General features: G+C 63.8%; 11 protein-coding genes. 5 read left to right on the forward strand and 6 right to left on the reverse strand.

Features of this window, described 5'->3' with window-relative positions; all coding sequences use genetic code 11:
• Positions 1 to 860, reverse strand: an 860-nt coding sequence (locus tag EN993_RS24655; protein ID WP_164757788.1) for a xanthine dehydrogenase family protein subunit M, incomplete at its 3' end; no start/stop codon positions are given.
• Positions 857 to 1,354 (reverse strand): (2Fe-2S)-binding protein, encoded by a 498-nt coding sequence (locus tag EN993_RS24660; RefSeq protein WP_127265059.1) that lies wholly within the window; start codon positions 1,352 to 1,354, stop codon positions 857 to 859. The genes EN993_RS24655 and EN993_RS24660, both read right to left, overlap by 4 nt.
• Before the next feature lie 250 nt (positions 1,355 to 1,604).
• On the opposite strand from EN993_RS24660, the gene EN993_RS24665 reads away from it, so the two are divergent.
• From EN993_RS24665 to EN993_RS24685, 5 genes are all read left to right on the forward strand, one after another.
• On the forward strand, positions 1,605 to 2,231 hold the full coding sequence (locus EN993_RS24665) for a TetR/AcrR family transcriptional regulator (protein ID WP_127265060.1): 627 nt from the start codon (positions 1,605 to 1,607) through the stop codon (positions 2,229 to 2,231).
• Positions 2,232 to 2,380: 149 nt separating this feature from the next.
• Positions 2,381 to 3,133 carry a DeoR/GlpR family DNA-binding transcription regulator gene (locus EN993_RS24670; RefSeq protein WP_109660705.1) on the forward strand — a complete coding sequence of 251 codons (753 nt, stop codon included), beginning with the start codon at positions 2,381 to 2,383 and terminating at the stop codon, positions 3,131 to 3,133.
• Between the two features lie 108 nt (positions 3,134 to 3,241).
• Positions 3,242 to 4,816 carry a sugar ABC transporter ATP-binding protein gene (locus EN993_RS24675; RefSeq protein WP_127265061.1) on the forward strand — a complete coding sequence of 525 codons (1,575 nt, stop codon included), beginning with the start codon at positions 3,242 to 3,244 and terminating at the stop codon, positions 4,814 to 4,816.
• Positions 4,813 to 5,799 carry an ABC transporter permease gene (locus EN993_RS24680; protein ID WP_127265062.1) on the forward strand — a complete coding sequence of 329 codons (987 nt, stop codon included), beginning with the start codon at positions 4,813 to 4,815 and terminating at the stop codon, positions 5,797 to 5,799. The genes EN993_RS24675 and EN993_RS24680 overlap by 4 nt, the downstream gene beginning before the upstream one ends.
• 80 nt (positions 5,800 to 5,879) lie before the next feature.
• Positions 5,880 to 7,031, forward strand: coding sequence for a substrate-binding domain-containing protein (locus EN993_RS24685; protein ID WP_126069767.1), 1,152 nt, complete (start codon positions 5,880 to 5,882; stop codon positions 7,029 to 7,031).
• An 81-nt stretch (positions 7,032 to 7,112) separates the two neighbouring features.
• On the opposite strand, the gene EN993_RS24690 is transcribed toward EN993_RS24685, so the two are convergent.
• The 4 genes from EN993_RS24690 to EN993_RS24705 form a co-directional block, all read right to left on the reverse strand.
• Positions 7,113 to 7,385, reverse strand: a complete 273-nt coding sequence (locus EN993_RS24690; RefSeq protein ID WP_056591789.1) for a hypothetical protein — start codon at positions 7,383 to 7,385, stop codon at positions 7,113 to 7,115.
• 210 nt (positions 7,386 to 7,595) lie between these two features.
• Entirely contained in the window at positions 7,596 to 8,600 is a 1,005-nt protein-coding gene (locus EN993_RS24695) for an NAD(P)-dependent alcohol dehydrogenase (protein ID WP_127265063.1), read from the reverse strand.
• A 51-nt stretch (positions 8,601 to 8,651) separates the two neighbouring features.
• Positions 8,652 to 8,924 (reverse strand): hypothetical protein, encoded by a 273-nt coding sequence (locus EN993_RS24700; RefSeq protein WP_127265064.1) that lies wholly within the window; start codon positions 8,922 to 8,924, stop codon positions 8,652 to 8,654.
• Positions 8,925 to 9,049: 125 nt separating this feature from the next.
• Positions 9,050 to 9,799 (reverse strand): thioredoxin family protein, encoded by a 750-nt coding sequence (locus EN993_RS24705; protein WP_109660717.1) that lies wholly within the window; start codon positions 9,797 to 9,799, stop codon positions 9,050 to 9,052.
• Positions 9,800 to 10,085: the final 286 nt, after the last annotated feature.

A 10,085-nucleotide genomic window follows, 5' to 3' on the forward strand; every position in this document is an offset into this window, starting at 1 on the left:
TGGGCACCCGCGCAAAGCGGGACGGCTGGGGCGGGGCGCGCCCGCCACGGCTTCGCCGCGACGCCGCCCAGCGCCAGCCTTGCGGCGCGGATCTTGCCGCCATCGACGACGAGCGCCGCGGCGGCCGATACAACGGCAAAGGCATAGGAGGTGCGTTCGCGCACTTTGAGGTAACGGGCATTGGCGGAGAAGGAGGCAGCCTCCGCCGGCAGGCGCACCGCCACGATCAGGTCGCCGGGCTCCAGCGCATTCTCCCGCTGCGGCGTTTCACCGGGAAGCCGGTGGAATTCCTCCAGCGTCACATGGCGCCGGCCCTTCTTGCCTTCGATCTCGACCACGGCGTCGAGCGCCACCAGCGGCACGCAGAAATCCGACGGATGGGTGGCGATGCAGGCGTCGCTCCAGCCGAGCACGGCGTGCAGGCGGTTCTCGCCTTCCAGCGCGTCGCAACCGGCGCCAGGCTCGCGCCTGTTGCAGGCGCTGGCGGTGTCGTAGAAATAGCTGCAGCGCGTGCGCTGCAGGAGATTGCCGCCGACGGTGGCGGCGTTGCGAAGCTGCGCCGAAGCGCCCGACAGCAGCGCTTCGGCCACCGCCGGATAGGATTTCGCGAACTCCGGATCGTAGGCGAGGTTGGCATTGCGCACCAGCGCACCGATGCGCACGCCGCCATCGTCCAGCCGTTCGATGCGGTTGAGTTCCGGCAACCGGGAGATGTCGACGACGCGTTCGGGACTGGTGATGCCGCCTTTCATCAGGTCGAGCAAATTGGTGCCGCCGGCGAGATAGGCCGAACCCGGCTCGGCCGCCGCGGCGATGGCGTCGGGGATGGTGGCGGGCCTGATGTAATCGAAATCCCTCATGCCGCAGTCCTCCGCTCGGCTTTCGCAAGCTGTTGCTGGGCCTCCAGGACGGCCTCGACGATGCCGCCATAGGCCGCGCAGCGGCATATGTTGCCGCTCAGCCCCTCGCGGATGCGTTCGGGATCGTCGCCGGCCTGTCCCTCGGCGATCAGGCCGAGCGTGCTCATGATCTGGCCGGGTGTGCAGAACCCGCACTGGAAGCCGTCATGGGCGATGAAGGCGGCCTGCACCGGATGCAACTCCTCGCCGTGGGCGACGCCTTCGATGGTCAAGACTTGGGCGCCGTCATGGCTGACCGCCAGCGCCAGGCATGAGTTGATGCGCTTGCCGTCGACCAGCACCGTGCAGGCGCCGCACTGGCCGCGATCGCAGCCCTTCTTGGTGCCGGTGAGATCGAGCCGTTCGCGCAGCAGGTCGAGCAGGGTTACGCGTGGGTCGACCTCCAGTTCGTGTCGGTGTCCGTTGATTGTGAGCGTGATGGGAAGGCTGGTCATGGGCGTCTGGCTCCAGTTGCTTGACGCTGAGGGGATTGAATTGGCGTCGGGGCGGGGAAGGGCAAGGCGGCGGAGAGCGAAATCTTCCCCCTCGAGGGGAAGATTTCACGCTCGGCAGTTTGCAGACGTGACATACCGGTTCCCCTTCTTATATGATAAAGGTACTCCACTAAAACGGAGGCACCTCCGTTTATTACGTGGGGGTTGACCCGACCGGGTTCAAGCCCCCTGACACGATGTGGAGAAAAAATTGGCCACCGAGCCGTCCGCCATTGCCGAACAGAAGGCCGAAGCCGCAGAGACAAAACCGTTGCGCGCCGATGCGCAACGCAACCGCGACCGGCTGGTCGAGGTGGCCGCCGCCGTGTTTGCCGAGCGCGGCATCGATGCTTCGCTGGAGGAGATCGCGCGCCGCGCCGGCGTTGGCATCGGCACGCTCTACCGGCATTTTCCGACGCGCGAGCATCTGGTCGAGGTCGTCTACCGCCGCGAGGCGGAGGCGGTGTGCGCGGCCGCCGGCGAGCTTGCCCAAAAACATCCGTCCGATGTCGCGCTGGAGCAGTGGATGCAGCGCTTCGTCGACTACATCGCCACCAAGCGCGGCCTGGCGACCAGCCTGCGTATCCTGCTCACCACCAATTCGACGCTGTTTTCCGACACGTCCGGCAGGGTCTCGCAAGCCTTGCGGCAGCTGGTCGAGGCGGCGGTGGCCGACGGCACCATCCGCGGCGATGTCGATGCTTCGGACGTGCTGCACGCGCTGTCGGGCATCTACTCGGCGCCTGACACCCCGGAATGGCGCGACCGCTCGCGCCGGCTGGTCAAGCTCTTGATGGACGGGTTGCGGTTCGGGGCGGGGAAATCCACCAAGGCCTGATGGCCCACGCCGTCGGTACAAGGCAGACGAGAGCCTTGTAAGCAGGCACGTCCGTTGGTCATGTCCGGCCGGATTGGCACACCGCGCTTGCAACTGAACGAGAGCGGCTGTTAAATTCCTCACATTTCAAGTGACCGACAGGCCCACGCATGACTGCTCGCAAAGCACAAAGGACAGCCCGGCTGATCCATCTTCTGTCGGAACGGCGGGTCATCCATCTCAGCGAAGCGGCAACGCTTCTTGGCGTCTCCGAGATGACGGTGCGGCGTGACATCGCCACCAACCAGGGACAGATCGCCTTCCTCGGTGGGCATATACTGGCGGCGGCCGAGATCGACACCGACGCGCCTTACGAACTGGCGACCGCGGCCGACAGCCATGCGGCGGCGAAGCGCGAAGCCTGCCTGCACGCGGTGCGCAAGATACGGCCCGACGAGACGATCTTCATCGATTGCGGCACGACGCTGATCCATCTGATCGACCTCATTCCCGACAATTATCAAATAACGGCAATATGTTACGCCATGAACGTGGCGGAACGCCTGACCCGCAAGGCCAATGTGACGATCATCATGTTGGGTGGCGTCTATCATCCCGCATCGGCGTCTTTTTCGGGCACGCATGATTTCGATATCTTGAAGAGCGTCGGCATCAACGCCGCCTTCCTGTCGGCCGCCGGCGTCGATGCCAAACGCGGCGCCACCTGCGAGCATTTTCACGAGGCGGTGGTGAAGCAGAAGGTGATGGGCCTGGCGCGCGAGAACTATCTCGTCGTCGACAGCAGCAAGATCGGCAAGCTCAAGCGCGCCTTCTTCTCAGCCATGGACGGCTTCGACGCGGTCATCACCGAACATGGTGAGGTTGGACCGGATTCATTCCAGCTGCCGGCTGACTCCGTTTGACATTTTGCCGACCTGATGGAAAAGTTACAAAAAAAGTAAGAGAAGTCCCAAAAGACGATCTCGATATGCCGGGTAGGGGACGCGTCAAGGGAAGGAAATGCAGGCGTCATGATCGAACAGAGTTCGATTTCGCCATCGTCCGAGGCCCCCTTGCTGCGCGTCGAGGGCGTCAGGAAGCGGTTCGGCGGCGTCAATGCGCTGCGCGGTGTCAGCCTCGAAATCCAGTCCGGTGAAGTTCACGCCTTGCTTGGCGAAAACGGGGCCGGCAAATCGACCTTGATCAAGATCCTGAGCGGCGTGCATGTGCATGATGGCGGCTCGATCGAGATCGATGGCAAACCTGTCTCGTTTGCTTCGCCAGCGCAATCGCGCGACGCCGGCGTGGCGGTGGTCTACCAGGATCTGAGCCTGGTCGAATCGCTTACGGTTGCCGACAATCTGCTGCTGGGGCGAGAGCCGAAGACGCGGCTCGGCTTCCTGAAGAAGCGGCAGCTGGTGGCGCAGGCCGAGGCATTCCTCAAATCGCAGAACATCCCGCTCGATGCGCGCGCCATGGTCGGCTCGCTGCCCTTCGCCTATCGCCAGATGACCGAGATCGCCAAGGCGCTGATGGGCGATGTTCGCCTGCTCATCCTCGACGAGCCGACCTCGGCGCTGACCGACGATGAAGAGAAGATCCTGTTCGAGGCGATCCGCGCGGTCGCCGCGCGGGGCGTCGGAGTGATCTACGTCACCCATCGCCTCAACGAGGTGTTCCGGATTTCGAACCGGGTGACCGTGTTTCGCGACGGCCAGAACGCCGGAACGTTTGTCACCTCGCAAACCAACATGCGGCAATTGGTCGGCGCGATCGTCGGGCCGGATCACGCTGTTCTGAAGGCGGACAGTGCGACAGCCGGGCAAAGCGCGCCGCCGGCTCGGCATGGTTCAGCCGAAAAACCCGTGCTCGAATTGACTGATGTCAGCAACGACAGGCTGGACCGGACCGATCTTGCGCTGCGCAGCGGCGAGATCCACGGCCTCGCAGGCCTGATCGGCAGCGGACGCACCGAAATCCTGCAAACGATCTTCGGCCTGCGGCCGGTGCAATCGGGCGAGGCCAGCCTCGACGGCGTTTCGCTGAAGGGCATCGATCCGGCAGCGGCAATACGACAGGGCATTGCGCTGGTGCCGGAGGACCGGCATGTCCAGGGCCTGGTTCTCGAGCATTCGATCGAGCGCAACCTGACCTTGCCCCGGTTGCCCTATTTCTCGCGCCTTGGCTGGCTGCAGCGCCGTTCGGCGAGCGAGCACGCCAATGCCGCGATGCGCAGGCTGGCCGTCAAGGCGCCAGGCGCTTTGACCCTTGTGAAGAACCTGTCCGGCGGCAACCAGCAGAAGGTCGTGTTCGGCAAATGGAACGAGCCGCGGCCGCGCGTGCTGCTGCTCGACGAGCCGACGGTTGGTGTCGATGTTGGCGCGCGCGAGGAGATTTACGGCGTCATTCGCGCGGCGGCCGCGGCTGGCAGCGGGGTGCTGCTGGTGTCTTCGGATCTGTCCGAACTGCTCCAGCTCTGCGACCGCATCTCGATCGTCGTCGATGGCCGGATCACCAGGACGATTTCGAGGGCGGAATTCGGCAGCGCCGAGGACCTTCATCACCTCATTCAACTTTCGCAGCCATCGGAAGAGCACGCGGCATGACCGACACCCAAAGCCCGGCAAAAGCTGCCGTCAACCAACCGGGCGGTCGCTCAGCGCTGCGGCATCTGCTTCAGGGTGAGCGTCCCTACATGCTTTACGTCGCCTTTGCCGTCATGCTGGTTGTCTTCAGCCTGGCGTCGCCCTGGTTCCTGTCGATCGACAATTTTCTCAACATCGGCCGGCAGACGACACTGGTCTCGATCATTGCCGTCGGCATGACATTCGTCATCATCTCCAGGCAAATCGACCTGTCCGTCGCCTCGACGCTGGCGCTTTCGGGCATGAGCGCGTCGCTGGCCATGGCGTTCGTCGCCAACAACTGGGTCGTCGGCGCGCTGGCGGGACTGGGCACCGGGGCGCTGATCGGGCTGATCAACGGGGTGCTGACCACGCGCCTCGAGATCCCGTCCTTCCTGGTGACGCTGGGCACGCTGAGCGGCGCGCGCGGGGTGGCGCTGATGGTCACCAACACCAAGCCGGTCATCATCACCAACGAGTATTATTTCGCCATCTTCGGCGAGGGTTCAGTGCTTGGCATTCCGGCGCCGATCCTGTGGACGCTTGGCGTCGCCATCGCCGGCATCCTGCTGCTTCATTACAGCGTCTACGGGCGGCGGGTTTATGCCGCGGGCGGCAATCCCACGGCGGCACTCTATTCCGGTGTCCATATCAAGCAGGTCACCACGCTGGCCTTCGTGCTGACCGGGACGCTCGCCGGGCTGGCATCACTGATCCTGTCGGCGCGTTCGCACGCGGCGCGGCCCGACGTGGTGCAAGGCATGGAGCTCGACGTCATCGCCTCGGTGATCCTCGGCGGCTGCAGCCTGTTCGGCGGCCGCGGCTTTGTGCTGGGCACGCTGCTCGGCAGCCTCATCATCGGCACGCTCAACAACGGGCTGGTGCTGCTCGGCGTCAGCTCGTCGCTGCAACTCGTCATCAAGGGAGCAATCATCGTCGCCGCGGTCGCCTTCACGAGGAGGTAAGGCGCGCATCTCGCGGACATTAGCAGAAAACGCCGGCTCCAAACGGCAAATAGAACGTCAACGATCAACGGAGGAAAGTCATGAAACAACAGGCACGAATCCTATTCGGTACATTGAGCCTCGCCGTCAGCGCCTTCGCGCTGTCGACGTCCATGAGCCTGGCGCAGACGCCCGACACCTGCGTGACCGGCGTCGACCTCGCCACGCTTGGTCCCAAGGGCATTGTCGGGCAGGGCCCGCACGGCGAAAAGGCAGCCTCGCCCGACGAACTGAAATTGACCGATGACGAAGCCGCCAAGGTCAAGGCCGGCAAGTTCAAGGTCGGCATTTCCATGCAAACGGTGAACCTCGACTGGTCGCAGTTGCAAGTGGCGGGCATCAGCGAAACGCTGGCCAAATATGGCGTGACCGTCACCGGGGTGGCGTCGGCCGAATATCAGGTCGACAAGCAGATCGCCGATATCGAGAACACCATCCAGCAGCACCCCGACGGCATCATTTCGATCCCCGTCGATTTCACCGCGACGGCACCGACCTACAAGAAGGTGTCGGAGGCCGGCATCAAGCTGGTGTTCATGGACAGCATCCCGGTTGGCCTCTCATCTCCGAAGGATTTTGCCTCGATGATCTCGGCCGACAGCCAAGGCAACGGCCAGATCGCGGCGACGATCCTGGCGTCCTGCATGCCCAAGGGCGGCACGATCGGCCTGGTCAATTTCGGCGTCGACTATTTCAGCACAAATGAGCGCACCAAGGGCGTCAGCGAGTGGATGAAGAAGAACCGGCCCGACATCGTCATGAAGCAGGTCGACTTCACCGATCCCTCGAAGGTGTCGCAGATTGCCGGCGATTTCCTCACCGGCAATCCTGATGTGAAAGGCCTGTTTGCCGTCTGGGACCAGCCGGCGCTCGACACGCTGTCATCGATGCGCGCGCAGGGTATCGATATTCCGATCACCACGGTCGATCTCGGCCTGCAGTCGGCGATCGAGATCGCCAAGGGCGGCCCGCTCAAGGCAACCGGCTCGCAGCGCCCCTATGACCAGGGCGTCGCCGAGGCGATGGCCATGATGAAGGCGCTGATCGGGCAACCTACGCCCGCCTGGGTCGGCGTGCAGTCGCTGCCGGTGGTGCAGTCCAATGTGCTGGAGTCCTACAAGACCGTCTTCCACAAGGATCCGCCGGCTGAACTGGTCGACGCCTGCAACAGCGCCAAGCCGAAATGTAACTGAGATAGGCGAAACGGCATGGGCGCGGGAGAGGTCCCGCGCCCATTTCTATGACGCTAAAAACAAGCCCCCGGTTTGCGGGCACTACCCCTTCGCTTCGACCAGGATCACCAGCGACTCCGGCACCACGCCGTCGTGAGCCATCGCGTCGGCGGCCGCCTTGCTCTGCATCAGCGCGGCCATCTTATCCATGTCCGGAACGTCCATCATCACGGCCACACGTTTCGGGTTCTGCGGATCGACGAAAGTGCGGATGTTGGTGATCCCAAGCGAGCCGAAAAGCTCCTTGCGCTTGGGTGAATTGAGCCAGTGCTTGCTGTCTTTCGTGATGTTGTGGTGGCCGATAACGGTTGGCATGGCATCCTCCCCTGGTTTTACGCAATTCCCAAGGCAAAGCGCTATGCGCTTTTCCCGGATTGCTGAGGTGTCGCCGGCGGTCGATATCGCCCGCCTGATGCTGCGATCCACCTGTGCCAGGCAGTGAGCGCCGTTTCTTTCTGGCTGTCAATTAGCTGCTGCTGATGGATACTGGGTGGTTTGTGGGGCTGCTGGCGCTTGGGGGAGCGCTCAAACGTCGAGGCAGACCTTGCCGAAATGCCTCTGGGATTCGTAGTGCGCGAAGGCGGTGGCGATGTCCTCAAGCGGGAAATGGCGGTCGACAACGGGCTTCAGGCGGTTGATCGCTATCGCCCGGATCATGTCCTCCTGGTCGGCCCGGCTGCCAATGGAAATGCCGCTGATACGGATCTGGTTCGAAAACACCGCCGGGATCGACACCTCAGCCGCAAAGCCGGTCAGGACGCCGATCAGGGCGATGTGCCCGCCCGTCCTGCAGGCCGCAATGGACTGCGCCAGCGTGGCGGGGCCGCCGACCTCGATCACGTGATCGACGCCGCGTCCGTCCGTCAAATCCCTGGCCTTGCGACCCCAGTCCGGCACGGACTTGTAATTGATGACGGTATCGGCGCCGAGGCGCCTGAGCCGCTCCAGCTTCTGCTCGTCGGAAGACGTGGCAATGACCTGGGCGCCGGCGGCTTTGGCGAATTGCAGCGCAAACAGCGATACGCTGCCCGAGCCGAGGACCAGCACCGTGTCGCCGGGCTTCAACTTGCCGCACACAACCAGGCCTCGCCAGGCGGTGACACCCGTGCAGGTGAGCGTCGCCGCCTCGACATGCGTATAGCCCGCCGGTGCCTTGGTGAAGGCCCGCGCCGGCATGCACACATACTCGCTGGCGAAGCCGTCAAAACTGTCCCCCGGAATGTCGCGCCGGGTCGAGGGCGTCATGTCACCGTCCAGCCACCATGGATAGAAGACGCTGACGACGCTGTCTCCAGGCTTGAATGCATCGACATCGCCGCCGATGGCGATCACCTCGCCAGCGCCATCGGACAGCGGAACGCGGCCGTCAACGAACGGTGTCTTGCCCTGCACCGCGAAGTCGTCACGCAGGTTCAACGAGCAGGCCCGGACCCTGACCAGCACATCACCCGGTCCTGGCTGGGGTGGATCTTCCTCGACCAGGTCGAGATTGCCCAAGCCGCCCGGCGCTCTCAGCCTGACCAGTCTCATTTGTCTTTCTCCACTATGTCGGCGTGTTGCAAAGGCGGGCAGGGTGGCAACCTATTGCCGGGCTTGCCGGCCGGAGATCACCCGCAGCCAGGGCGCCAGATGGAAGGCGCTCATCAGAAGATACATTGCCGGCATTCCGGTGAATGGCGAGGCATTCTCCCCCATGCACAGCATGGCCGCATCGCCACTGAAGACACAGGTGAGCAGCGCCATCACGGCAAAGGTCGGGGCCGCGGCAAGGCACAGCCAATCGGCGATGCCGAGGGTGGACGCATTGGTGCTTTCGGGGATCGCTCCGCTGGTGGCTGTGTGGATATCGAGCATGGTCTTTTCCTTGATGGTTGTGCCGTGCCGAGGTCAGGGGGACTGCGCCCTGCGAGCCCCCACTCCGGCCGCTACGCGGCCACCTCTCCCCCGCCAAAGGCGGGGGCGAGGAAGCTGGATAGCCCTTACTGGTCCTTGTCGCGGAACGCCGCTTCGCCGGCAGCCGACACTTGTTCCCATGTCTTGTCGGGTGCGGCGTCGTAATTGTCGTGCCAGTTCCACCAGCTGTAGAGAGGGGTCTGCGGATAGCCTTCGGGCGAATCCTCCCAGATCTCCTGGCGGCCGAGCGGCGTGGCGTCGAGATAGCTCCAGACGGTGCCCATCGCCTCGTCGCCGCGGCTGTTGATGAAATAGGTGCGGAAGATGCGGTCGCCATCGCGGATGAAGACGTTGTGGCCGTGCCATTCATCGACGCCGAAGTCTTTGTCGAAACTGTCCGTGATGGTGTACCAGGGCATCTCCCAGCCCATCCGCTCTTTCAGCCGGACAATGTCGGCCTGCGGAGCGCGCGAGGCGTAGGCAAGCGTGGTGTTGCGGGCATTGAGATGGGCGAGGTGACCGACCTGGTCGGCGCCGAGCGAACAGCCGCGGCAGGCATGCTCGGGCCAGCCGAACACGCCGGGCTCGAAGAAGGCGCGGTAGACGATCAACTGGCGGCGGCCCTCGAACAGGTCGAGCAGGCTCGCCTTGCCATTCGGCCCCTCGAAAACATAGGCCTTGTCGACTTCCATCCACGGCATGCGCCGGCGCTCGGCGGCCAATGCGTCCTTGGCGCGCAGCGTTGCCTTCTCTTTCACCAGCATCTGTTCGCGGGCGGCTTCCCAGTCCTGCCTTGAAACGATCGGCGGAGTCTTCATTGCAGTGTGCTTGGTCATTGGTCGTCTCCTTGTCAGTTTGCCGCCGCACTGTTGCGACGTGTTGCTGCTTGCTGGTCGTGAGCTAGGGTAGGGCGGTCAGGCGCAGCGGTGGGAGTTACAGATGTGACGGGATTTGAATCGCCAGGCCCGCCGCAGCAGGGATGGCGGATTCGCCCGGCGTGCCTGGCCGTGTCGATTGTCGCGTCGAGGGGTAGATCGGCTGAACTGGGCATCTTCTTCTCCGTTGGCGTGCCGTTGGTTGCCGGCACGGCTTGCTGGTTGACGGCCATGACTTAAGTTAGGG

Source organism: Mesorhizobium sp. M7D.F.Ca.US.004.01.2.1 (genome assembly GCF_003997785.1).
Classification (GTDB): Bacteria; Pseudomonadota; Alphaproteobacteria; order Rhizobiales; family Rhizobiaceae; genus Mesorhizobium; species Mesorhizobium loti.